Annotated in this window: 22 protein-coding genes, 1 pseudogene and 1 riboswitch; of the genes and pseudogenes, 8 read left to right on the forward strand and 15 right to left on the reverse strand. The window is 48.5% G+C overall.

Features of this window, described 5'->3' with window-relative positions; all coding sequences use genetic code 11:
• Nucleotides 1-412: 412 nt before the first annotated feature.
• Nucleotides 413-1,447, forward strand: coding sequence for an ABC transporter substrate-binding protein (locus ACW9JV_RS12460; protein ID WP_457334919.1), 1,035 nt, complete (start codon nucleotides 413-415; stop codon nucleotides 1,445-1,447).
• 3 nt (nucleotides 1,448-1,450) lie between these two features.
• Nucleotides 1,451-3,484 carry an iron ABC transporter permease gene (locus tag ACW9JV_RS12465; RefSeq protein WP_457334921.1) on the forward strand — a complete coding sequence of 678 codons (2,034 nt, stop codon included), beginning with the start codon at nucleotides 1,451-1,453 and terminating at the stop codon, nucleotides 3,482-3,484.
• Nucleotides 3,485-3,517: 33 nt separating this feature from the next.
• Here ACW9JV_RS12465 and ACW9JV_RS12470 read toward each other — a convergent pair whose 3' ends face one another.
• Nucleotides 3,518-4,309, reverse strand: a complete 792-nt coding sequence (locus ACW9JV_RS12470; RefSeq protein ID WP_457334923.1) for a hypothetical protein — start codon at nucleotides 4,307-4,309, stop codon at nucleotides 3,518-3,520.
• A 4-nt stretch (nucleotides 4,310-4,313) separates the two neighbouring features.
• On the reverse strand, nucleotides 4,314-5,153 hold the full coding sequence (locus ACW9JV_RS12475; RefSeq protein WP_457334925.1) for an ABC transporter ATP-binding protein: 840 nt from the start codon (nucleotides 5,151-5,153) through the stop codon (nucleotides 4,314-4,316).
• Nucleotides 5,154-5,335: 182 nt separating this feature from the next.
• Between ACW9JV_RS12475 and ACW9JV_RS12480 the strand changes: the two genes are divergently transcribed.
• From ACW9JV_RS12480 to ACW9JV_RS12490, 3 genes are all read left to right on the forward strand, one after another.
• Nucleotides 5,336-5,512, forward strand: coding sequence for an SE1832 family protein (locus tag ACW9JV_RS12480; protein ID WP_457334927.1), 177 nt, complete (start codon nucleotides 5,336-5,338; stop codon nucleotides 5,510-5,512).
• 706 nt (nucleotides 5,513-6,218) lie between these two features.
• Complete coding sequence (locus ACW9JV_RS12485) at nucleotides 6,219-6,587, forward strand: helix-turn-helix domain-containing protein (protein WP_457334929.1); 369 nt, start codon at nucleotides 6,219-6,221, stop codon at nucleotides 6,585-6,587.
• The gene (locus tag ACW9JV_RS12490; protein ID WP_457334931.1) at nucleotides 6,577-6,711 is read left to right on the forward strand and encodes an anti-repressor SinI family protein; all 135 of its coding nucleotides are present in this window, start codon (nucleotides 6,577-6,579) and stop codon (nucleotides 6,709-6,711) included. Before ACW9JV_RS12485 ends, ACW9JV_RS12490 begins: the two co-directional genes overlap by 11 nt.
• 239 nt (nucleotides 6,712-6,950) lie before the next feature.
• Here ACW9JV_RS12490 and ACW9JV_RS12495 read toward each other — a convergent pair whose 3' ends face one another.
• From ACW9JV_RS12495 to ACW9JV_RS12520, 6 genes are all read right to left on the reverse strand, one after another.
• Entirely contained in the window at nucleotides 6,951-7,277 is a 327-nt protein-coding gene (locus tag ACW9JV_RS12495; protein WP_457336046.1) for a helix-turn-helix domain-containing protein, read from the reverse strand.
• Between the two features lie 198 nt (nucleotides 7,278-7,475).
• Entirely contained in the window at nucleotides 7,476-7,595 is a 120-nt protein-coding gene (locus ACW9JV_RS12500) for an anti-repressor SinI family protein (RefSeq protein WP_457334933.1), read from the reverse strand.
• Nucleotides 7,596-7,628: 33 nt separating this feature from the next.
• Nucleotides 7,629-7,718: riboswitch (cyclic di-GMP riboswitch) on the reverse strand.
• A gap of 34 nt (nucleotides 7,719-7,752) precedes the next feature.
• A complete protein-coding gene (locus tag ACW9JV_RS12505) occupies nucleotides 7,753-8,649 on the reverse strand; it encodes a diacylglycerol/lipid kinase family protein (RefSeq protein WP_457334935.1) in 897 nt (298 codons plus the stop codon).
• Between the two features lie 140 nt (nucleotides 8,650-8,789).
• Complete coding sequence (locus tag ACW9JV_RS12510; protein WP_457334937.1) at nucleotides 8,790-9,275, reverse strand: hypothetical protein; 486 nt, start codon at nucleotides 9,273-9,275, stop codon at nucleotides 8,790-8,792.
• A 2-nt stretch (nucleotides 9,276-9,277) separates the two neighbouring features.
• Nucleotides 9,278-9,745 carry a DUF2325 domain-containing protein gene (locus ACW9JV_RS12515; RefSeq protein ID WP_457334939.1) on the reverse strand — a complete coding sequence of 156 codons (468 nt, stop codon included), beginning with the start codon at nucleotides 9,743-9,745 and terminating at the stop codon, nucleotides 9,278-9,280.
• Between the two features lie 45 nt (nucleotides 9,746-9,790).
• The gene (locus ACW9JV_RS12520) at nucleotides 9,791-11,617 is read right to left on the reverse strand and encodes a cation:proton antiporter (protein ID WP_457334940.1); all 1,827 of its coding nucleotides are present in this window, start codon (nucleotides 11,615-11,617) and stop codon (nucleotides 9,791-9,793) included.
• 401 nt (nucleotides 11,618-12,018) lie between these two features.
• Here ACW9JV_RS12520 and ACW9JV_RS12525 point away from each other — a divergent pair.
• Nucleotides 12,019-12,459: pseudogene (locus tag ACW9JV_RS12525) on the forward strand (AhpC/TSA family protein); the annotation flags it as partial.
• Between the two features lie 16 nt (nucleotides 12,460-12,475).
• Here ACW9JV_RS12525 and ACW9JV_RS12530 read toward each other — a convergent pair.
• Together ACW9JV_RS12530 and ACW9JV_RS12535 are read right to left on the reverse strand one after the other, a co-directional pair.
• The gene (locus tag ACW9JV_RS12530; protein ID WP_457334942.1) at nucleotides 12,476-13,027 is read right to left on the reverse strand and encodes a 3-dehydroquinate synthase II; all 552 of its coding nucleotides are present in this window, start codon (nucleotides 13,025-13,027) and stop codon (nucleotides 12,476-12,478) included.
• Between the two features lie 33 nt (nucleotides 13,028-13,060).
• Nucleotides 13,061-13,261 (reverse strand): hypothetical protein, encoded by a 201-nt coding sequence (locus ACW9JV_RS12535; protein ID WP_457334944.1) that lies wholly within the window; start codon nucleotides 13,259-13,261, stop codon nucleotides 13,061-13,063.
• 129 nt (nucleotides 13,262-13,390) lie between these two features.
• On the opposite strand from ACW9JV_RS12535, the gene ACW9JV_RS12540 reads away from it, so the two are divergent.
• Nucleotides 13,391-14,029: a superoxide dismutase family protein gene (locus ACW9JV_RS12540; RefSeq protein ID WP_457334946.1), complete on the forward strand. Its 639-nt coding sequence runs from the start codon at nucleotides 13,391-13,393 to the stop codon at nucleotides 14,027-14,029.
• 218 nt (nucleotides 14,030-14,247) lie between these two features.
• Here ACW9JV_RS12540 and ACW9JV_RS12545 read toward each other — a convergent pair whose 3' ends face one another.
• The 3 genes from ACW9JV_RS12545 to ACW9JV_RS12555 form a co-directional block, all read right to left on the reverse strand.
• Complete coding sequence (locus ACW9JV_RS12545) at nucleotides 14,248-15,036, reverse strand: TerC family protein (protein WP_457334948.1); 789 nt, start codon at nucleotides 15,034-15,036, stop codon at nucleotides 14,248-14,250.
• Between the two features lie 71 nt (nucleotides 15,037-15,107).
• The gene (locus ACW9JV_RS12550) at nucleotides 15,108-17,006 is read right to left on the reverse strand and encodes an ABC-F family ATP-binding cassette domain-containing protein (RefSeq protein ID WP_457334950.1); all 1,899 of its coding nucleotides are present in this window, start codon (nucleotides 17,004-17,006) and stop codon (nucleotides 15,108-15,110) included.
• Between the two features lie 109 nt (nucleotides 17,007-17,115).
• The gene (locus tag ACW9JV_RS12555; RefSeq protein ID WP_457334952.1) at nucleotides 17,116-18,522 is read right to left on the reverse strand and encodes a DEAD/DEAH box helicase; all 1,407 of its coding nucleotides are present in this window, start codon (nucleotides 18,520-18,522) and stop codon (nucleotides 17,116-17,118) included.
• Between the two features lie 343 nt (nucleotides 18,523-18,865).
• Here ACW9JV_RS12555 and ACW9JV_RS12560 point away from each other — a divergent pair, with 343 nt between their 5' ends.
• A complete protein-coding gene (locus ACW9JV_RS12560; protein WP_457334954.1) occupies nucleotides 18,866-19,087 on the forward strand; it encodes a hypothetical protein in 222 nt (73 codons plus the stop codon).
• Nucleotides 19,088-19,127: 40 nt separating this feature from the next.
• On the opposite strand, the gene ACW9JV_RS12565 is transcribed toward ACW9JV_RS12560, so the two are convergent.
• Both ACW9JV_RS12565 and ACW9JV_RS12570 read right to left on the reverse strand, forming a co-directional pair.
• Nucleotides 19,128-21,299 (reverse strand): DNA topoisomerase III, encoded by a 2,172-nt coding sequence (locus tag ACW9JV_RS12565; RefSeq protein ID WP_457334956.1) that lies wholly within the window; start codon nucleotides 21,297-21,299, stop codon nucleotides 19,128-19,130.
• A gap of 361 nt (nucleotides 21,300-21,660) precedes the next feature.
• Nucleotides 21,661-23,100, reverse strand: coding sequence for a bifunctional 2-methylcitrate dehydratase/aconitate hydratase (locus ACW9JV_RS12570; RefSeq protein ID WP_457334958.1), 1,440 nt, complete (start codon nucleotides 23,098-23,100; stop codon nucleotides 21,661-21,663).

A 23,100-nucleotide genomic window follows, 5' to 3' on the forward strand; every position in this document is an offset into this window, starting at 1 on the left:
TTTAAGGAGCTTGGCAGACTTTCGTTCGGGTTTTTACATATCCCCTGTTTTTTTGTCCCACCTTCTTTTTCCTATCTGTCTTTGACGGAGGCCTGTTTCAACATCACTATAGCCATGACAACACTTGTGAAAATCAACCCGAAAGAAAGTCCGATAATAGCTGTCAATTCTGCAACCATGCCTATCCCTCCTTGGACATCTGCCCCTTTTGCGCAGGAGCGTTTAGTAATGATGTACCCTTTTTTCATACTATTCAAACAAAATACAGTCATTCCTGCCTCGGAGAAATCTTTACCGGGTCACTGCTTATCCGTTTCCGGTAGAACTTTCTATTGACCCAGACGGTTTTGCATAGTATCATTTTCTTTGAAATTGAGAATCTTTATCAATGCTGAAGGGTTGGGTATTTAAAATGAGCAGGTATTTTTATATAGTGATTCTTGCCTCCTTTGTCATGCTGGCTCTCGCTGCCTGCGGCGGCGGACAAGAAAATGCAGAAGAAACACCGGAGGAAGGCTCCGGCGCAGAGGAAGAGTCTTCTGACAATACAGAGGAAGACACCGGAGAAAGCAGCTCCGTGACGATTACGGATGCGACGGGTGAAAAAGAACTGGAAGGAACTCCGGAAAACATCGTCGTGCTGGAATGGGTTTACGCGGAAGACCTGCTTGCCCTCGGTGTACAGCCGACAGGGGTTGCCGATATTGAAGGGTATAACAGCTGGGTGAACATCGAACCGGAGCTCTCAGACAATGTCACCGATGTCGGCACCCGCCAGGAGCCGAGCCTGGAAAAAATCGCTCAGCTTGAACCGGATCTCATTATTACCGCGCAGTCCAGACATGAAGGCATCAGCGATGAGTTAAATGAGATCGCGCCGACATTGATGTTCGAGCCTTATCCTGAAAAAGGCGAAGGCAATCAGTACGAAGAAATGCAGACGACATTCCAGGAAATTGCAAAAGCAGTGGATAAAGAAGACCAGGCAGACCAGGTTCTTTCCGATCTTGAAGACAGTTACAGTGAGCTTGAATCGGAGTTAACTGAAGCAGGTATGGACGGTACCGAGATTCTCCTTTCCCAGGCGTTCAGTTCCAACGAAACAGCGACGCTGCGCCTCTTTACCGACAACTCCATGGTCATGCAGATCATGAACAGGATCGGGTTGAACAACGCCTATGACGGTTCTGATTTTGAAATCTACGGATACTCCCAGGCAAGTGTCGAAGACCTCGAACCTTATCAGGACGCCCATTTTATGCATATCGTTCAGAAAGATGACAATGTGTTTGAAAATCAGCTGGACGGGAATCCGGTTTGGGAAAATCTTAATTTTGTAGAAGAAGACCGCATCTATGCCCTGCCCGGTGATACTTGGACATTCGGTGGTCCGCTTGCTGCGGAAGTTTTTGCCGAAGAAACCGTGCAGGCTCTGACAGGAGAATAAATCATGAACCGATTGACACGTAACGGCAAGGCTGTCCCTCTTTTTGGTGGAGGGGCAGTTCTCTTGCTTTTGCTCATTTTTGTGCACTTATATCAAAGTACGGGAGAGGTGTTTCTAGAAACAGTCCGGGAAGCGCTGTTCCAGTCCGGCGGTGCCCTTGAACACCAGATTGTCCGGTCTGTCTACCTGCCGAGAATTGCGATCGGCATTCTGGCCGGCGCAGCACTGGCGGCTGCCGGCGTGATTTTTCAGACGTTGACGAGAAATCCTCTTGCCTCTCCGAGTACCCTTGGCGTACATTCCGGGGCGTATTTTTTTGTGATTCTTGGAACGGTGTCAGGCGCAGCCTGGCTTGAAGACAGCGGATTTCTGCTTGCTTTTCTCGGGGGTGCTTTTGCGGCTGTCCTCGTCTTCGTCATGTCGGGCGGACATACGGCCACTCCAGTCCGCATGGCGCTTGCAGGCATGGTACTGACAATGATGTTCACCTCCTTCACCTCCACACTGCAGATATTTTTTGAATACGAAACATCCGGCCTTTTTCTGTGGGGAAACGGCACGCTCGTGCAGCAGGACTGGAGCGGTGTTACCTTTACCCTTCCGTGGCTGGCCGTCTTGTTTCTCGTCATCATCTGGCTCAGCCGGAAAATGGATCTGCTCCTGCTCGGGGAGGACCAGGCCCGGACACTGGGGGAAAAAGTGCGCCTGATTCAGGTCTTTATGTTTTTTGCTGCCGTCGGGCTGACGGCGCTTCCTGTCAGTGTCGTCGGACCTGTCGCATTTATCGGTCTCATTGCCCCGCATATTATCCGGCTCGCCGGCTATCAGCTGCACGGGACGCTGATTGCAGCGTCGATGTTATGGGGAGCAAATCTGCTGATCGGCGCCGATATTCTCGGACGATTTCTTGACTCGTCGTTATCCGAACTGCCGGTGGGCTCCATTACAGCACTGATCGGCGGCCCCTGGCTTGTCCGTCTCATCCTGAAACACCGTCAGACGCTGTTCGGCGCGGGTTCCAAAGAGACCCTTTCACCAGGCCGCAACCTTTTTCCTGCTTCTTATCCGTTTGTCGTCGTCGGTGCTGCAGGACTGCTCGCGCTTTCCTTTTTTGCGGCCCTTGCCGGAGGCGGTGACGGCTTTGCTTTCATCGATACGTGGAATGCCTTGTGGAAAAACGACGCATCCGGGCAGCGCTATATTATTTTTGACCTGCGGCTCGGCCGAATTCTTGCCGCCATGGCGGCCGGCGTTCTTCTCACATTAAGCGGGCTTCTGTTTCAGGGGATTCTCCGAAACCCGCTTGCCGATCCTTCTATTATCGGTATTACATCCGGTGCCGGAGTGGGCGTGTTAATGGTCATGTTCGTGTTTACAGGCCTGTCGGCTGCCTGGTTTCCTGCCGGTGCGATAGTCGGAGCGTTTCTGACCGTTGCCATCGTACTGTTTTTCTCGTGGAAAACCAATTTTGAACCCGCGGTACTTGCCCTTACCGGCATTGCCGTTTCCGCTGCAGGAAGCGCGCTGACCCAGATTCTTATTACCCGTTCGAACATGAACGCCGCCTCTGCCCTGACCTGGCTGTCCGGAAGTACGTATGCGACCGGATACAGCGAACTGCAGCAGTTTCTGATCTGGCCGATGCTGACATTAATACCTATATCGGTCATGCTGTTAAATAAACTCAATATCCTTTCTCTTGGTGATCAGACAGCGGTGGGACTCGGGGTCCGGACCGGGGCCGTGCGCTGGATCACCGCTGTCACTGCTACATTCTCGGCGGCCATGGCGGTTGCTGCCGTCGGAACGATCGGTTTTATCGGCCTCGTGGCGCCCCACCTTGCCCGTCTGATGGTCGGACATGACCACCGCCGCATTCTGCCTGTGGCACTGCTGTTCGGGGCCTCGCTCCTTGTCATTGCCGATATGACCGGGCGCATGCTGCTGGCACCGAAAGAAATCCCGTCCGGCCTTGTCGCTGCCGTTATCGGTGCACCGTTCTTTTTATGGCTGATGAGCCGGACGTCAAAAAAATAAGGATGGAACCAGCACACTGCCAAGGTTCCATCCTTATTTTTGATTTTCTTTATATTGCTGATACAAGCGTTCCCTTTCACCAGGTTTCATGCGGGGGCAGCGGTAACAGCACTGAGATGATCGTTTGTAGGCAAGACAGCAGGTCGGTTTTGTGTATACCGGGTTCTCCTCATCAGCCGGATTCGGCACGGGAAGCCGTTTATATTGAAAAGGGTGCTTCTTTTCCTGAAAATCGCCGGGCTTCGTATGCTCCACGAGAAAGTTCCAGTCTTCATCCAGGCGGCGCTGTACATCCGGACTCTCTGTCACTTTTGCGAGATCAAGAAAGTACGGCACAGCATGAACGACCTGTCCCCACAACTCACGGGGGCGGACACCGGCGTAGGCGGCCGCCGATTGAAACAACGGAACGACGTGCTGCTGATAAAAGGAAAGGAGGCGCATCCGGCGTATGTTGTCATCAAGGGAGTGCCCGCTTTCATTCCAGGAGCAGGTGAATTCAAACACCGGTTCGCCGCCTTCCGGACGTTTCGTTAAAAATACGGTGACATCCTCCGGCGAAGCGTTCAGCATATATCCTTCTGCCAGAGCCCAGTGGACGAACGCAAAGAAACGGCTGTACCGGTTGGCCCAGAACATCACGGTCATATCGGGATCGGGAGCATGAACCGCCGCACCGTATCGTTCCATAAACGGTGCTGTTCCCTCCGGAGACCGCCATTTGGATGCAGAAAACGCCGCTTCACAGGCAGCAGGCGCATTCTCTCTTACAGAAAAAATGTCATAGATTTTAGAACCTGTTTTTTCCGCCGGGGCCGTCGTCATACGATCAGACCCTGGCCAGTGCCGAATCTGCTCCTTGATCCGGAACGGACTCCAGATGGCGGTCCACCAGGTCGTAGGTCATGCAGAGGGGTTTTCCGGTGCGCGGATCAGTGACAACATGGGCATCAATCCCGAATACTTTTCGGAGCACCGGTTTGCTGATGACTTCTGACGGATGTCCGATATGCTTGGCATCACCGTCTCTCATCGCAATAAGATGATCCGAAAAACGGGCGGCATGATTCAAATCGTGGAGCACCATGACGATGGTCCGTTCCTCCTGTTTATTAAGCGACTCGAGAAGTTCCAGCACTTCCAGCTGGTGAGCCATATCAAGATATGTCGTCGGTTCATCGAGCAGCATCACTTCCGTCTCCTGCGCGAGTGCCATTGCTATCCAGGCTCTCTGGCGCTGGCCGCCCGAAAGCGCGTCCAGTGTACGGTCTTTATATTCTATCATTCCGGTATCGACAATCGCCTTTTCCACCGCTTCTTTGTCCGCTGCTGTCATTCTGCCGGCTCCGCGACGGTGCGGATAGCGTCCGAACGAGACGAGCTGGGACACGGTAAGGGTCTGCGGAATATCAGGGGACTGCGCAAGAATCGCCATTTCCTTGGCAACGTCCTTTGTTTTCATTTCATGAATATTGCGGCCGTTCAGATAGACGGCGCCGCCGGACGGCTTCATAATCCTCGACATGGCTTTCAGGAGTGTCGATTTGCCGCATCCGTTCGGACCGATAATGGAGGTTATGACACCTTCAGGAACCTCAATATTCATATCATCAATGATCGTGTGATCGTTATAGGCGACTGCTATATGTTCGGTAGACAGTTTTGACATGTCTGATACCCCTTTCGATTTCCCGGTAAAAACAAGCTGTCATAACATTGATAATCATTTTCATTAAAAATTATAAAGCCTGATGCGATACTTTGCAAGACGTATTGAAAAATCTTATCATTTGAGTCCCTTCGATCCATATGATATGTTGCAGTCAGCGACAGCGAATGGAGGCTGAAACGATGGAAAAAAAGGAAATCGAAGAAAAAATCCAGCATCTGAAAATGGATTATATCCGCATCCAGGGCGACCTCGATAAGCTCGAGACAGTCGGGGGGAATGCAGCCGGCGCGATCCGTGAACTCGAGCTGATTGAAAATGAAATGAAGGAGCTTCACACAGCTCTTCAAAAAATGTAAAAAAACCGTGGGACATTCCCACGGTTTTTCTGTTACACAGGAAGGGCTCCGATGGTATAGCCCGGGCTGGTATCAAGCAGGTAATAGCCGATAAAGCACACGGCAATAAGAATCAGGGATAAAACAAGCAGCCGCTGAAACAAGGTGGACTCTCCTTCGAATACAGTTTCTCTTCCACTATTGTCTAAAAATACCTTTTCTGTTGTCAATGGAAAAAGAAACAAACGACGAAGGCAGCTGTACCTACGCCCTTACATGAACAAAGAGTCCTTTCCGCCCTTCCTTCCAGATGTTTTCTCCACGGTAATAAAGATACAGAGGTCGTCCAGTCTGCTTCAGTCTGTGTATTTCCGCCCTTACGTAATGAAAAGACGCCTCCCCCCTGTATGTCCCGTCAATATACAATCGACAGCGATTGTTTTTCATATAAAACAATACCACGAGATGTCCAAACAAATAAGTGTAATACGTACCGCCCCGAAGCCTGACCATGATACACCCTCTCTGTTCGTTTTATAGAATATAACAAAAATATATAACGAATAAATCCTGCTGAAAAGGTTTAAAATATGCCAATTAAACCATATATCGAACAAATTCTGTTCTATATAACGTATTTTCTCTTTCGTTCTCCTAATTTCAATTTTTGAAAATTCCTTTTTGTTTTATATAATGAACAAAACGAAGAAATAAGGGAGAAGGGCTTATGCTTGGTCAAAAATTAAAATTATACCGAAGGAAAAAAAGGCTCTCCCTGTCCGAACTTTCCAACCGTACCGGTATTTCCAAATCATATTTAAGTTATATTGAACGAGACGTAAAACAGAACCCCTCTATTGAAGTTTTGAAAAAAATCGCCTCGGTGATGGATATTTCGGTGGAGGAACTGATTGAAGATTCCATGACTGAACTCTACAGCGAAGAACAACTGCTCGATGAAGAGTGGATTCTTCTCGTCCAGGAGGCGATCCGGGAAGGAGTAAGCAAAGAACAGTTCAAGCATTTTCAGGAATATATCAAATATGATAATTGGGCGAAACGGAAAAAAAATGGAGGGAGCTTAAATGGGCAATAAGGAAGAGGGGCAATATCTGGACAAGGAATGGGTGGCTTTGATCGATGAAGCAAAAAATATCGGGCTCTCCCCGGAAGAGGTGCTGGTTTTTCTGGCGGACCAAAACCAGAATGATCATAAGTAGGACAAAGTCAAACGGGCAGCTGCAAAAAAGAGAGGCCGTATCAAGAGTTTAGTAACAGCCAAAAAATGTTTCACTAATATTGGGGCATGCGCTGCAGGCGGGCGCTTTCCGTGAATGGATTGTTCCAGTGCCGGCGATCAATGCAGCCGCCTTCCACTCCTGCCCGGGGTTGAATTCTCTTTGTCACAGAAAAAGAGCTGTTCCTTTTATACAGCTCCTCTCTCTTTGGTATCCGCTTTTTACTGGTTTTTGGACCGCCATTTATTGAATTCAAGAAACTCTTTAAATTGTTCTTTTGTCACTCCGGAATTCATGGCTTCCTGAACAATCGAAAGCCACTCATCATCCAGGTCCTTCTCTTCAAGATCACTTTCGTCTTTCAAGAGAGCATCCACCGGCACATCCAGTACAACGGACACTTTTTCAAGAAATTGCACGGAGGGGTTGGTCTGGATATTTCGTTCCATAGCACTCAGGTAAGATTTCGCGACACCGGCCTGTTCAGCCAGTTCGGTTAACGAAATGTTTTTTTCTTTACGGTACTTTTTCACTCGATCTCCTATCATCGTCATAGCCGGACTCCTTTATCATTACCTGTATGGTTGCATTATAACATATAACGAATAAAAGTTTGTTATATTGAACAACAAAAAGCGTTTGAAATATATGGGATAAAGCAGACCTGCGTTTCAGTACATCATCTTTATTATATACGCTTCGATAATGGAAAAAAAGCCAATCTTAGAAAGATGGCTTTTTTCCTATCAGGATTCCACATGTTGTTTTTCCAGAAAGGATTTTACTTCCTCGACACTCAAGCCGGCAGCTTTGGCTTCTTTTATCAGGATCACCCATTCCTGATCGAGTTTTGCCGGTATCTGCATAAGATTCAACCTCCTAAAGCCTATTGGATTGCCTTAGGCAGTCCAGCCGCCCTGGTCAAGGAAATTGACGACAGGCCTGTAACTTTGCGTCCCTGCCTTTCGACAGAGTTGCCTTTTTCTGAAGGTTGGTAAACGTAAAACCGTTTTACAGGACCGGTTACACTTCGGATTCCGGCACCAAAAACGGTATTTGGGCCGGCTTATTGTCAATGGTTACCGGTGTCTTCATGTACATTTCTCCGTCTGTGTCCGCTTTCATCGGTTCCGGAGTATCCAGCTTCACGTGCCGGGCCTGGTAATGCTTTATATCCGTCTGTTCCAGATCCCAGGCTAATGGATTTTTCGCTGTCAGATATTCCCGTAACAGCGAAGCCCCGCCCTGGCTTACGACAAAGATGTTAAACAAGCCGTCATCGGGAATGATACCCTGAAACGGAAGCTGTGACGCTCCGATGAAATTACCGTTCACAATAAGAACCATAACGGCCTCGTCCGACATTGTTTCGTCATCGAGCGTCAGTTCAAAGGAAAAGGGCTGCGGGTTCGTGAACGTCTGAAGCGCGCTGATGAAATAACTGACCTTTCCAAGCTTGTCCTTCCAGTCCCCGTTAATGTTCTCCGATGTCTGGGCTATCAGTCCAATACCATAAAAATTGGAAAAATAGCGTTCATTCATTTTCCCGATGTCCACATACCTCGTGGTGCCGTTCATGAGACTGGCTGCGGCCCTTTTTATATGCTGCGGAACGGCCAGCGTCCTCGAAAAGTCATTGCATGTACCTCCCGGTAGAATACAGACAGGTGGAGGATCATCCAGTGCCGCCAATCCGTTTATACATTCATGAACCGTACCGTCACCACCCATGACGATAATAACATGATAGGCGTCCCCCCTCTCTTTTAACAATTCTTCAGCATGACTTATATACTGCGTTTTTTGTACAACTAATTGTTCGATGTGGCTGGTTAAAATCCCTGCTGTGAGTTCCATATTTTTTTGAATGAATGACTGCCCTGCATTTCCATTTATCAGCATCAATGCTTTCTCGTACATTCGGTTCATCCTTCAGCTAAGTTATATTGTCTTTAATGTAACTTGATCTTTGGTTTTTGTAAACCAAATCGGGAAGACGAACAGAAAAACACCTCCGTCCCGCTGAAACAGAAACGAAGGTGCCTGATTGTGGAAAACATTCAGAGGCCGTATTTTTTTCTGCAGAACCGTTCCCCCGCGGCAGGATCAAGGGCAGTGAGCGTCCAGTACTGTTCCGGATACTGCTGCTCAAGCATCTGCACGGCGCGGTGCAGCAGGTACTGTTTTTGTTCATTGGTGCCGTGGAAAAACATCCACGCCTCTACTTCTTCACCGTCCGTCCTGTATCCGGTGACGACAGCGTCTCCCGCTTTACATCTGAAGTCTTTCTGCTGAAAGGAAAAGCCGGGGAGCATTTTCAGGCACTCGTCCATAATAACAGGTAACGTAATCACATATTGATAAACGTCTGGAAATTGATCGACAGCTACAAGTTTCCAACGCCTTTTTATCAAACGAAGCAGATCGGCGGATGTGTGAACCTTTCCTTCCGAGAGCTGTTCGAGCAGCATATTGAAATATTCCTGCATGGTGAGTTCGGAGTTTTTCTGGGTGATGTGCTGGATGTATTCCGGTTCCTGGTTCACGGTTATTCCTCCCCCTGGAGCATCGGGCATTTTCTGCACACTTCTTCGCAGTTGGCCAATGTTTTATAGATAGAACACCATGACCGTTTTGCGAAACAGACCGGCACATTCTGTTCTTTTGCTTTCTCCTTCACTTTGTCGGTCATATTGTGATTGATAAAGTCAGTAAGTATTAACACAAGATCTACATCTTCCGGGATATTTTTCTGCACCATTTTCACTTTCCGTCCGCTTACATGAGAAATATCCTGAAAACCCACTTCCTGCAGCCGTTTCGGGATCGAACCGAGCTTGTCCGCCCCTACAATCATTAACGTGTCCACCAGAAAGCACCTCCGACAATAATGATAATCATTCTCAATAAGTCTTACCTGTAGTCTATTGGATTTTTCTTCCGATGTCAATAAGAAAAGCGGAAGCGGCTGGACGCTGCAGCTGGATCTTAAAACATTTTGCATTCCTTCCAACAACAAAAACCCTCCCGGCATGTGGGAGGGTTTTGTCTGTTATTACGTTCATTCGGCGCCTTCCGGATCTTTCTCAACGGGATGCACAGGCGGCGCGAGACTGATAATGGTATCGCCTGCTTCCGGTTTCAATGGAGCTTCACTTGTAAAGAAATCAAATTTTCCGGTCGGCTTTAAGTTGAGAATGGGAAGCGTATCTTCCTGAATATCCTGCAGAAACGACTTATACGTATACTGTTTCGACAGCTTGGTCTGTACAAACTGATACCCTTCTTCGATTTTACGGTTCAGTTCGGCATAGGTCGCGCCTTTCTCAAACAGGATACGGCCGCCGATCCGCATGACAAGATCGTCCGGATGTTCCTTTTCCGGATCATGCCAGCTGAGCTGAAACAGATCATTCCGGCCGATATCCGGTACAAATGTCGTACAGACGAGGGAATTGTACGAATCTCTGTCGGTGGCAGCGATTAATTTCTCGTACGGTGTCAGATCCAGATAATATTCCGTCTGCTCCGACAGAATTTCGCCCCGGTAATAAGGAACCCCTTCGGTCCTCGCGTTAAAAAGCTGTTCGAAGGAAGTGTCTGTAATAAGAACAGGGATTTTCATCGATTTCAGCGTTTTCGCAAGCGCCGTGGTGAACGCACTTCCGCCCACGATGATCACTCCCGGCTTTCCTTCCAGCGACAGCCCCAGTTTCCGGGCAAGCGGTCCAATGGAAAACCCGTGTGCACAAACGGTTGAAAAGACAAGGGCAAATGTCAATGGGGTGACGATCGAAGCACCGGGATAACCTGCCTGCTCCAGCACATTCGCAAAATAGCCGGCAACGGTGAGTGCCACAATACCGCGGGGCGCTATCCAGCCGACGAGCGCTTTTTCCTTTAATGACAACTCCGTGTTAATGGTCGAAATCCATATAGACAACGGCCGCACGATGATCAGCATCAACAGAACATAGGCCATGATCCGCGGATCAAACACCTGGAGCAGAATTTCGCGGTCAAGAGATGCCGTGATCATAATAAAAATGCCGGAAAGAAGCAGCACCGATATATTTTCCTTGAAGTGCCTCATATCACTGAGGGAGGCAATGTGCATATTGGCCATGGTCATCCCCATCGCTGTCACGGCCAGAAGTCCGGTTTCATGCATGACTTCGTCGGCTGCCGAAAAGCAGGCGATCACAACCGTGAATACCATCGGGGATTTCAGAAACTCCGGAACAAATCCTGTTTCAAACATCCAGCCTATCCCCCGGCCGCATGCCCATCCGATCGCAATGGCAAACAGCGATGCCAGAAAGAATAGCAGAAGGGCGCCCGCTGTGACCGTATCAACGGTAAGAAACTGAATAATTTCAAAGGCAAAAACGGCCAGAAGGGCACCAAGCGGGTCGACGACGACCCCTTCCCATTTCAGGATTGCAGCCGGCCTTGCTTTCAATTTAGCCTGCCGGAGAAGCGGCAGAATTACGGTCGGCCCGGTCACAATAAAAAGTCCTCCGATAACGAAGGAGATCGCCCACGACAACCCGGCTATAAAAAAAGCGGTTAATGAACCGAGTATCCAGGCCAAAAGCGCACCCAGCGTAATAATCCGGTAGACCGACTTACCCAATCCGCGTATTTCACGGTAATCCAGATTCAGGCTGCCTTCAAAAAGAATGATGGCCACGGCAACAGATATAATCGGATTGAACAATGAACCGAAATCTTCACTCGGGGTCATAATGCCGAAAATCGGCCCGACGAGAAGACCTGCCACCGACATGACGACAATCGCCGGCATGCGGAAACGCCACGCAAACCACTGTGACCCTATCCCCAATACACCTATCATCATCAAGTGGGACAAAATTGAATCAAACATATCAGGTTCCTCTCTCTCTTCTTCGTGTGACATGAACACAACGCTTTTACCGGCAGAACTCCACTTCTCCCAAGCGCTGCAGATGCATCCGATATGCAGATAGCGGCATGCGCAAAACGTGATGAAAGTTTTATGCTATGAACTGTATACGTGTATGTCATTGTTCGTAAGATGATGCCCGAAACAAAACAATACAACATGATACGGGTTTTTTTCAATCCATTGGCTTTGATTTATAAAAACTTTATAATGGGGACAGAAGAAATGAGGAGGTTTGGTTTGTGGATACAGACTATATACTGAAAAAAACAGATGGATCAGACTGCCATCTGGAAAATAGAATTGCCGGAACACCGGCGTTCGTCATTTTTCTGCGGCACCCCGGCTGACCGTTCTGCAGAGAATTTCTCGCGCAGTTGCGTGAGCACGCGGATGAATTTCAGAACGATCGCGGTGTGAAACTGATCGCCGTGTTTCCGGCTTCTGTCAACCTTCTTTCTTCTTTTGAGGAAGCCTACGGGCCGCACCCGTTTCCTCTGTATGCCGATCCGGAGAAAGAAGCGTTCGAAGGTTTCGGTCATGAAAGCATGAGCAAGTGGAAGCTGCTCGGTAAGGCTGCTCTTGGAACAGTAACCGGTAAGGTCAAAGATATTCTTCCAAAAGAAGAAGAAAAACGAAAAGTTGTCAAAACATCCATGCAGAAATCCGATGTCTTTATCCAGGGAGGATCCTGGCTGTTTGATGGAAATCGAAAACTGCAGTGGAAACATCTTGATGATTCTCCGGAAGATCACGCTTCCATCGAACAGCTGAAGCAGGCTGCCGATACGTACATTACGTAACCCGGCAGCCTGCTGCTTAATACTCGTTAATCTGTTCTTCTATTTTTGTGCCGAGATGACGGCCGGGTTCATCGGCAAAACAACAGATCCGGTCGCCTTCCTGCAGTTCTCTCATCGAGACAGCTGTTCCGTCTTCCTTCAACAGAAAGACGCTCTCAGCGTCCTGCAGGGTGGCCGATACAGGGATGCCGCTGCAGTTCACTTCGACACGCTTCAGTTCCCGCTTTTCCATTTTCACCCGGCCGACGGGCACCTCTTTTGATTCTGCCCCGTTGTAAACGACAAGAGAATCACCTCCGCGCAGTTCTTCCAGATAGCGCGTCGTCCCCCGCTGATAAATGTATTGATGAAGCCCACCCGCATTGATGCGGAATGTCCTCGGCGGATAAGTTTCCGACGACCGGTTTTCTGAGAGAATCAGTAGGTAACCGTGCCCGGTATTTCCCGCCGGTACGCCTTCAGTGGGTGTAAGTATGTCCACAGTATCAATGCATACCCTCGTTCCGGTTCCGACCGGCGTGATCTTTTCCACGACTCCAAATGATAATCGTTCCTGTTCTTCCTGCACCTTGATCTTCCTTTCTGGTCTGCTCCTGCACCTTCACTGTCCGGAAGAGTCCTGTTCCAGTTCCCGGACGATCCCTCTTTTGAATTCACGAACAACAACCACGCCGAATCCCGTCATGAAAAGCACTGTGACATAATCCGGTACCTCGGCGAATGTGACGGCAAACGCGGACAATATCTGAAACATCAACAAAATAAACCATACCCCTGCCAGGATCTTCAATAGGTTTTCCAAACAGCATCACCTTCGTGACTATTATTTCAATCTGTACACAGTATAACGTACCTGCGTCTATTCTTCACCTGATGCCGGGATAAAAAAAGAAACGTTTGGCAAAGATGGGCGTGAAGGAGGACGATATATATGATAAAAAAATGCTTATGTATGGCTGCAGCTGCTGCCGCTCTGGGATTGGCAGCCGGTTGTGCGCCACCTGATGAAGAGGAAAGCCTTCCAAAAGAAGAGGCGGAGTATGTTCTTTCCGACAATGAAATCACTTCTACAGACCAAATAGCACAAGCCGGGATGATGAATACAGAAGGAGCAGCGATCGGAAGCGTCCGGTTTTTTGCAAAAGATAACGGCATTCTCATGCAGGCCGATTTCGATGAAGGAGTCCCAGGCGGTTTTCACGGGTTTCACATTCATGAAACCGGGCTCTGTGAAACGGATGCACCGGATGGACCGTTTACAACGGCCGGCGGGCACTTCAATCCCGCAGGAACCAGCCACGGAACCCACGCCGGTGATATGCCCTCCCTGTTCGGGATGGAAGACGGCTCGGCTTATCTCATAAGTACCCTGGACCAGATTCAGCCGGAGCAGTTGGTTAATGAAGATTTGGCCGTTATTCTTCATGACGGAGCGAACAATTTCGCCAACATTCCAGACCGTTATATCCAGGAAGAGACCGGAGAGCCGGGTCCTGATGAACAGACCCTGCAGACCGGTGACTCCGGAAACCGAATTTCATGCGGCGTCATCGAACCTGCTGAAGCGTAACCGTCCCCGTTTGCGGGCCAGATCCCGGGAGAAAGTGTCTCCTTTCCCGATTTTTGAGACACTTTTTCCCGAGGTGTTGTATTTTTGTCCAAAATATCGGTGTATTGGACACTTTGTTGCGATTTCCTATGAACATGTCGAGTATCCAAATATAATGGACACTTTGATCTCCGCATAACAAAAAGCTGTCACGGTCTAACATGACCGAAAAAACATCTTTATGCCGGGGATCCTTTTTTGTTGTTCTCGTCTTTTTTCCCCGACAGAAACCACCCGCCGAGCGCTATCAGAACGAGTACGGTATAAAACGTAATTTTCCACGGGGTGGATTCGGCGAATGCTTCCGGAAGCACTTCGAGCGCCGGGTGGGACAGCGTATAGACCGCCAGTTTTATGCCGACCCAGCCGACGATGATAAAAGCGGCGATTTCAAGACCCGGACGCTGTTTCAGCAGCTTCACAAACAGGTTGGCGGCAAAGCGCATAATGATCACCCCGATCAGTCCGCCTGTTAAAATGACGAGGAATTTACCGCCGTCGAGCCCGCCGATATTGCCGATCGGTGTATCAGGCAGGGTAACAGCAAGAGCAACAGCGGCGAGAATCGAGTCCACGGCAAACGCAATATCAGCGATTTCCACTTTCAGCACCGTGCCCCAGAACCCAGCCGCCCCTGCTTTTTTCTCTTCGGCTTTTTCTTCCGGAGATTTATCTTTTTTTAGCCATACTTTCCGGATGATATGATTACCTGCCATAAACAAAAGATACAGGGCGCCGACCGCCTGTACCTGCCAGACATCAACGAGAAAGGAAATCACAAACAAGGACGCAAACCGGAACACAAAAGCTCCGGCCAACCCGTAAAACAGGGCCTTTTTCCGCTGTTTTTCCGGAAGTCCTTTGACCATGATCGCAAGAACCAGTGCATTATCAGCGGCAAGGATGCCTTCCAGTACAACTAATACGAGAAACACCCAGCCGTATTCCATCAACATTCCCATTTCCATCGCTATCTTCCTTTGTTCAGACTCTTCTTAGCGTACCCTTCCCAAAGATAAGTTTATGCATGACATATGATTTAGTTCTTCATCTGCTCGAGTTCTTCGGCGATCATGGACAGTTCCGTCCACCGTTGTATCGCTTCATCCAGTTCCTGCTCGAGTTCCTTCTGTCTCTCCATCCATTCCTGAGCTTTTTCAAAATCGCTTCCCGCGTTTTCAATTTCCGCCTCCACGGATGCTTTTTCCTGCTCGAGCTGTTCGATTTTTTCCTCAATTCCTTCCCATTCCTGTTTTTCCTTATAGGACATCTTTTTGCGGGAAGGTTTCGGCGCTTCCGGTGCTTTGGCAGCCGTATCCGGCTTGGAAGCGGCTGCCTCCTGTTCTTTTCTTTCTTCCATCAAGTCTTTATAGCTTCCCTGGTACCGCTCGATCGTCCCGTTGTCCTGAAAAACAAGAAGGGAGTCGACAACCCGGTCGAGAAAATAGCGGTCGTGCGAGACGGTAATGACGACGCCGGGAAACTGCTCGAGATAATCTTCCAGTACACTCAATGTTTCTGTATCAAGATCGTTGGTCGGTTCGTCAAGAAAGAGCACATTCGGCTCTTCCATGAGTACACTTAAGAGATACAGTCTGCGGCGCTCCCCGCCGGACAGGCGGTAAATGTAGTTCCACTGCAGCGGACGCGGAAACAGGAACCGCTCCAGCATCTGTTCTGCCGTAATTTCTCTGCCGTCCACCGTTCGAACGAGCTCCGCCGTCTCCCGGATGAACTCAATTACGCGTTTGTTTTCGTCGAGGTCTTCATGTTCCTGGGAGTAATAGCCGATCTTCACCGTCGGTCCCCGCTCGATCCATCCTTCATCCGGTTCCGTCCGGCCGGCCAGCACGTTTAAAAGGGTCGTTTTTCCACTCCCGTTCGGGCCGACAATGCCGAGACGTTCACCAGGGGTGACAAGATAATCGAACTGGGAAAAAAGCGTCTGCGATCCGTACGTCTTTGCCAGACCTTCTGCTTCGATGACTTTTTTCCCGAGACGGGTGGATCCAATTGCAAAATCAACATTCTGTTTCTTCTCCGGCGCGGACCTGCTTTTCAGATCTTCCACGCGGTCGACACGGGCCTTCTGCTTCGTGCCTCTTGCCTTCGGCTGTTTTTTCAGCCAGGCGAGTTCTGTTCGGAGGATGTTCTGCCGTTTGACTTCCTCCTGTTCTTCACGAGCTTCCCGCTCTGCTTTCTTTTCCAGAAACAGTTCATAGTTTCCTTCGTACGTATAGAGGTTCCCTTTATCGAGTTCATAAATCCGGTTGGTGACCCGGTTTAGAAAATAACGGTCGTGCGTCACGAGTATCAGGGCACCGTGATAGGAAGCGAGGTAGTTCTCCAGCCATTCAATCGAGTCGTGATCGAGATGGTTCGTCGGCTCATCCATGATCAAAAGATCAGCAGGCTGAATCAAGGCTTTGGCGATGGCCACCCTTTTTTTCTGCCCGCCCGAAAGTTCTTTCACTTTTTTCCGAAAAGATGTGATCCCAAGGCGTGTGAGAACCTGCTTTGCTGTCGTGCTGGCTTCCCAGGCCTGCTGTTCATCCATGTCCTGCTGGGCTTTCATCAGTTTCTCCTGGGCCTCCGTGCTGCCGCTGTTTTCTTCCAGGTCGCCCAGCGCTTTCTCGTAACGGCGCATCGTTTTCATGATGCCGGCTTCGCCGTAGTATATCTGATCCAGGACGGTCAGTTCTTCCTCCAGTTCCGGTTCCTGGGGCAGGTATTCAACCTGAAGGTCATTGGCGTGAATCAGTTCCCCCTGTTCTGGTGATTCGATACCGGCGAGAATCTTTAACAGGGAGGATTTTCCCGTGCCGTTGACCCCGATCAGGCCGATCCGGTCCTGGTTTTCAATAACAAAGGAAATATGATCAAATAACGTCTTATCCCCGAACGATTGATACAGTTGTTCTGCTCTCAGTACACTCATTTTTCTTCCTCCTTATGCCGAGGAGACTCTGCGCTTTTTCCATCATAACATGCAGGACCAGTTTTTCCGAAGCAGAAGAGCGAGGCGTCTGCGAAAAAAAAACCGTTCGTTATGAACGGTTTTTCGGGCGTGGTTTGCGTTTGGAACGGTCCACCCGCTTTTTGTTGTTGGGCTTGCCACCCTTCTTTTGTTTCGGACGCAGTGGTGCCTCTTCGGTAAGCTGCACCTGCTTTTGATTCGGTTCACTGGTGTTCATACCGATCGCTGCAGCTGCAAGTGTAACCGCGTCATATTCTTCCAGCAGCGTCCGCGCGGATTGTTCCAGTTCATCCGATACGTCTTCTGCCGCCGCTTCCTTCAACCTGTTGACAGCCTGCTGGTAACGGCCGTATCTGGCTTCTTCGTGTGTCGGTATATCCTGTTTTTTCATCTGTTTATCGATGGTTTTTTCGATAAAACGGAGATGCCCGATTTCTTTCGGAGTGGAAAAGGTGACGGCGGAACCATCTTTGCCCGCCCTTCCTGTTCTGCCGATCCGGTGGACATAACTTTCCGGGTCCTGAGGAAGGTCAAAGTTGTAGACGTGCGTCACGTTCTGTACATCCAGCCCTCTGGCTGCGACGTCGGTCGCGACGAGAATATCGATGGTGCCTTTTTTAAAACTTCGGAGCACCTGATCGCGCTGCTGCTGCTTCAGATCCCCGTGGATCCCGGCAGCGGCATACCCTCTCTGTGTCAGGGCTTCAGACAGTTCGTCCACCCTCCGTTTGGTGCGCCCGAATACGATCGCCAGTTCCGGCGGGGTAATATCGAGCAGATGACAGAGCGTATCGAATTTCTGCTTTTCCGGTACTTCCATGTAATACTGATCAATATTCGATACCGTCATCCCTTTGCTTTTCACTTTCACTTCTTCGGGTTCATGCATGAATTTCTGTGTTACTTTCCGGAGACGATCCGGCATGGTTGCGGAGAACAGCAGGGTCTGCCGCTCGTCGGAAACCGAAGCCAGAATCGTCTCGATATCTTCGATAAAACCCATACTGAGCATTTCATCCGCTTCATCGAGGACTACCATTTTCATGTATTCCGGACGGATCGTTTTTCTTCTCATATGATCCATAAACCGTCCGGGGGTGGCCACAATAATCTGCGGCTGCCGCTTGAGCGCCTTAATCTGACGGCTGATATCCTGACCGCCGTAGACGGCCTGGGCATGCACCCCGATGAATTTACCCAGTCTGTTGAGCTCTTCAGATACCTGCACCGCAAGTTCTCTCGTTGGTGTCAAAACGAGTGCCTGTGGATATTTTTCATCCTGTTGGACTTTTTCAATCAACGGGATGCCGAATGCCGCTGTTTTTCCTGTTCCTGTCTGCGCCTGGCCGGCAATGTCTCTTTCCTGTTTGGCTTTTGGGATGACCTCGGCCTGAATCTGGGTGGCTTCTTCAAATCCCATATTGTGGACGGCCTGTAATATCCGGTCATCCAGTTGTAATTCTGCAAATAACGTCACGTTTTCATTTCTCCTTTTATTTAACGATACAGCTCTATTTTTAACATGATGCGTGCAAATGATGACAACTTACAATCAAAAAAACGGGACCGGTACATTTTTTTCCAGCAAAAAAGCTGCATCCCGTTTCCTTATAAGGGATACAGCCTTTTCATCTTGTCCGCTATCCTTACGTAAAAACATCGCTTCGTTTTATTATTTTATCATTATATCACAATGTTTTCCTTTCTGCTACACCGAGATTGTTGTAACACGAATGTAACTCCCTTATCGTTGAATTGTAAAAAAATTGCTTTTATACTGAAAATAGATTCATCGAAAGCATGTGTAAAGGAGGGCTGTCATGCCTGAAAAAAAGTATGCCTATCTTTATAATGGAGAAGAACGCCAGATTACCGTCGGCACATCAGAAACGATCGAACAATTACACGCAAGGACTGCTGACATTCATTATGCAGGAAGTGAAGAAGAACTGGCAGCGGACGTCCAGCCCTATTACAAACGGGAATACATCGTCACCATGGCCAGCCGGCTGCATACGTTTGAAGACAAATTATTTTTATAAACGAAGGCCTGTTTCCATGCATGCGGAAACAGGCCTTTTTTTATTCTTTGTTTTTCCATTTCTGCAGCGCGTCAGCGAGGGCAGGATTGGTGATGCCTTCATCCTGGTCGTTCAGATACTTTTTCACATCCTGTTTGGACGCTTTTTCCTGTTTTTCTTTATTGCGGCGTTCGATAAAGGAGGATTCCTTTTCTTTGTAACCGCAGCGGCAGACGAAAATTTTTCCATCCCCTTCCCCGCGCAGCTCCATTTTCTTCTTGCAGTTCGGGCAGCGCGCATTCGTCGATTTCGCGATGTTCTTCTTGTAGCCGCAGGAACGGTCCTGGCAGACTTTCATCTTTCCGTGTTTCCCTTTGACTTCCAGCATCAGCTTGCCGCACTCCGGACACGGCGTTCCGGTGACATTGTCATGCTTAAAGGATTTTGAACTTTTTTTGATGTCGTCGACGACTTCCGCAGCATAGGATTTCATCCGCTGTATAAAGTCCTTCTTGTTCAGGTTTCCTTTTTCGATCTCATCAAGCTGCTGTTCCCACTCCGCTGTCAACGTCGCTGATTTCAGTTCCTCCGGCACGAGATCGAGCAGCTGTTTTCCTTTCGACGTAAGATGGAATGTATTTCCTCTTTTTTCGAGTAGAAAGGTGTTCTGCAGTTTATCGATAATGTCCGCTCTTGTGGCCACTGTTCCGATACCGCCGGAGTTTTGGATCGTCTGAACAAGTTCTTTGTCTTCGCCCTTCATAAACCGCGCCGGGTTCTCCATCGCCGACAGCAGAGCTGATTCCGTCAGGGCGGACGGCGGCTTCGTTTCTCCTTGTTCGAGGCCACTTTTGACAAGGTTCAGCGTCTGCTGTTCCTGGATGCCGGCCGGTACCGTTTCTTTTGCCCCCGTATCTTCTTTTTCATAGAGGGCTTTCCATCCCGATTCTTTGATCATTTCCCCTTTGGCTGTGAACGTTTCGTCTCCGATATCCGCTTTGACGTCTGTTACTTCTTTTTTCTGCGGCGGAAAAAAGGAGGCCAGAAAACGAGTCACGACCATATCATAAACTTTCTTTTCCTTGTCGGACATATCGCTGAAACGAGGAGCTTCTTCGGTTGGAATAATGGCATGGTGGTCCGACACTTTCTTGTCATTAAACATCTGTTTGGATAGCTGCAGCTGCTGTTTATTAATGGTTAGAACATGCTGGGAAAACGGCCGCACGTCAATGGCCTTCAACCTTTCATTCATCGTGCCTTTCAGATCCGAGGAAAGGTATCTTGAATCCGTCCGCGGATAGGTCAGCACTTTGTGTGTTTCGTACAGGCGCTGCAGCACGCTCAGCGTCTCTTTGGCGGAATAGCCGAAACGCTGGCTGCATTCCCGCTGCAGTTCCGTTAAATCATACAGAAGCGGAGCGTCCTGCCGTTTTTCTTTTTTGGTTACCGATGTGACGACCGCTTTTCCGTCTTTTATTTTCTGTTCCAGCTCTTCGGCTTTATCTTTGGAAAACTGACGGTGATCACCGGATTTCGGATGCTTCCACCAGAAAACGGGACCGCCTTCTGCTTTGGCATAAATCTGGTAATACGGTTCCGGCGTGAAGTCTTTGATCTCTGCTTCACGGGAAGCGACCATCGCGAGTGTCGGGGTCTGCACCCGTCCGCAGGACAGGGACGCATTAAATTTGGTCGTCAAGGCCCGCGTGGCATTCATGCCGACGTACCAGTCGGCTTCCGCCCTTGCCTGGGCCGCCGCATACAGAGAGTTGAACCTGCGCCCGTCATGCAGCTTCTGAAATCCCTGTTTGATCGCCTGATCGGTAACCGAAGAAATCCAGAGACGTTTGATTTTTTTCTTTGCATTTGCTTTATCCAGAATCCAGCGCGCGACGAGCTCCCCTTCCCGCCCGGCGTCGGTGGCAATGATAACGTCGCCGACATCACTGCGCTCCAGCTGTTTTTTTACCGTATTGAACTGTTTGCCTGATTTATTGATAACGGATAGTTTCAGCCGTTCCGGCAGCATCGGAAGGTCCTCGAGGCGCCACGTTTTGTATTTCGCATCATAGGTCTCCGGTTCCGCCAGCGTGACGAGGTGCCCGAACGCCCACGTCACAATATAGCCGGCCCCTTCGATATACCCGTTTTTTTCCTGCCGGCATCCCAGCACTCTTGCAATATCTTTTCCTACAGACGGTTTTTCTGCAAGGACCAGTGATTTACTCATTACCGAAAATCCTTCCCCTTTTTATGATTTCCTTTCATATTATCATACTATATCTTGTTTCTGCCTCATCTGCATTTCCGGTCGCTGCACATAAATGGGGATATATGGCTTGCAAGCACGGACATTTGGGATGTATCCTCTGCCATCTACCGCTTTACTGCACTGTAGAGCACCCGGAACCGGGAAAAACAGAAAATTTAACAATCAACGAAAAAATCCGAACGAGGAAACGGGAAGCTGACTACAACACTCCCTACCATCATCCGGATGATCAATTGACCGTATTCGTTTGTCCATACTCTTTTGTTTTTCGTATCTTTATGATCTTTTCACCGTTCCCTCATGATATACAAATGTTCATTCATGTTTTCCAGCAATCCAAAAACTCATTGATGGGGTAATCAAGCAATTGTTCGTCTTTCGAAAATAAGCGGTATATACTTTCCTGCTTTTCTTGTGAAAACTTTGTTTCTATATTGTTTCTGAATTTTTTGTGTAATAGAGGAATACCTTCTTTTCTTCTAAAGCGGTGGCCTACCGGGTATTTTCTCTCTACTTTTTCAGTGAAAGTGCCGTCCTTAAAGTGGATTTGAACAGCGTTTGCAATCGCCCGGTTACCAGGTTCCAAATACTCCTTTGTATATTGTTCATTTTCCACCACTTCCATTTTACTTCGTAATTGATCAATGAGCGGGTTCGATGCTATATCATCTTCATAGTGAGAAGCCGTAATTTCTCCATAGATCAATCCAACTGCAATTATATATTGAAGACAATGATCACGATCAGCGGGGTTTTGCAATGGACCGGTTTTATTAATAATACGCATGGCAGATTCATGCGTATGAATAACAATGCGGTCGATTTCTTCCATACTACCCTTCACTTCTTTTGATAGTTCAAGTGCACATTCAGCAGCTGTCTGAGCGTGAAATTCAGCAGGAAACGAAATTTTAAATAAAATGTTTTTCATAACATAATGATCAAAAGGTCTTTGTAGATTTACCTTTTCTCCTCCAAGCACTACATCTTCAAATCCCCAATGCGGAGCCGTTAATGCCGTGGGATAACCCATTTCCCCTTTCAATACTAAAAATGCAAGCCAAACACCTCTACTCGTAGCATCACCTGCTGCCCATGACTTTCTTGAACCGGCATTTGGATAATGACGATATGTCCGAAGACTGGAATTATCGATCCAGGCATTGGAAACAGCATTTATTATTTCCTGTTTTGTACCGCCTAACATTGCTGCTGCCACAGCAGTTGTAGCTATTTTAACAAACAATGTGTGATCCAGTCCCCGGCGGTTCAAACTATTATCCAGTGCCAAAATTCCTTGAATTTCATGAGCCTTGATTGTTGCTGTAAGAACATCTTTCACTTTTAAAGGTGGTTCACCCTGCTTCACACTTTTTCTGCTGATATAATCTGCCACAGACAAAACTCCCCCTAAATTGTCAGAGGGGTGTCCCCATTCCTGCGCCAGCCAGCAGTCATTATAGTCCAGCCACCGAATCATTATTCCCGTGTTGAAAGCGGCCTGAACAGGATCTAATTCATAAGAAGTTCCCGGTACAACTGCGCCGTCCTTTACATATGTACCAGGAACTATAGGTCCAAGTAACTTTGTGCATTCCGGGAAATTTAAAGAGAGCATTGCACAACCTAAACTATCCATCAGCACATATTGAGCGGTTTCCAGAACTTCTTCTTCTTCAATTTGATCTTTAAGGACATAATCTCCAATAGCTTCCAGCACTTCATCCGTTTGCTTAATGCTGTCCTGAACATTTGCCAT

It is taken from the genome of Salibacterium sp. K-3 (assembly GCF_054052005.1).

Bases quoted from the DNA above. Each gene is read 5' to 3' on its own strand.
- ACW9JV_RS12565 (WP_457334956.1), bottom strand. From the start codon at position 21,299: ATGAGTAAATCACTGGTCCTTGCAGAAAAACCGTCTGTAGGAAAAGAT.
- ACW9JV_RS12550 (WP_457334950.1), bottom strand. From the start codon at position 17,006: ATGAGTGTACTGAGAGCAGAACAACTGTATCAATCGTTCGGGGATAAG.
- ACW9JV_RS12545 (WP_457334948.1), bottom strand. From the start codon at position 15,036: ATGGAAATGGGAATGTTGATGGAATACGGCTGGGTGTTTCTCGTATTA.
- ACW9JV_RS12490 (WP_457334931.1), top strand. From the start codon at position 6,577: ATGGGCAATAAGGAAGAGGGGCAATATCTGGACAAGGAATGGGTGGCT.
- ACW9JV_RS12475 (WP_457334925.1), bottom strand. From the start codon at position 5,153: ATGTCAAAACTGTCTACCGAACATATAGCAGTCGCCTATAACGATCAC.
- ACW9JV_RS12465 (WP_457334921.1), top strand. From the start codon at position 1,451: ATGAACCGATTGACACGTAACGGCAAGGCTGTCCCTCTTTTTGGTGGA.
- ACW9JV_RS12570 (WP_457334958.1), bottom strand. From the start codon at position 23,100: ATGGCAAATGTTCAGGACAGCATTAAGCAAACGGATGAAGTGCTGGAA.
- ACW9JV_RS12560 (WP_457334954.1), top strand. From the start codon at position 18,866: ATGCCTGAAAAAAAGTATGCCTATCTTTATAATGGAGAAGAACGCCAG.
- ACW9JV_RS12480 (WP_457334927.1), top strand. From the start codon at position 5,336: ATGGAAAAAAAGGAAATCGAAGAAAAAATCCAGCATCTGAAAATGGAT.
- ACW9JV_RS12500 (WP_457334933.1), bottom strand. From the start codon at position 7,595: ATGCAGATACCGGCAAAACTCGATCAGGAATGGGTGATCCTGATAAAA.
- ACW9JV_RS12520 (WP_457334940.1), bottom strand. From the start codon at position 11,617: ATGTTTGATTCAATTTTGTCCCACTTGATGATGATAGGTGTATTGGGG.
- ACW9JV_RS12505 (WP_457334935.1), bottom strand. From the start codon at position 8,649: ATGTACGAGAAAGCATTGATGCTGATAAATGGAAATGCAGGGCAGTCA.
- ACW9JV_RS12470 (WP_457334923.1), bottom strand. From the start codon at position 4,309: ATGACGACGGCCCCGGCGGAAAAAACAGGTTCTAAAATCTATGACATT.
- ACW9JV_RS12540 (WP_457334946.1), top strand. From the start codon at position 13,391: ATGATAAAAAAATGCTTATGTATGGCTGCAGCTGCTGCCGCTCTGGGA.
- ACW9JV_RS12460 (WP_457334919.1), top strand. From the start codon at position 413: ATGAGCAGGTATTTTTATATAGTGATTCTTGCCTCCTTTGTCATGCTG.
- ACW9JV_RS12495 (WP_457336046.1), bottom strand. From the start codon at position 7,277: ATGATAGGAGATCGAGTGAAAAAGTACCGTAAAGAAAAAAACATTTCG.
- ACW9JV_RS12485 (WP_457334929.1), top strand. From the start codon at position 6,219: ATGCTTGGTCAAAAATTAAAATTATACCGAAGGAAAAAAAGGCTCTCC.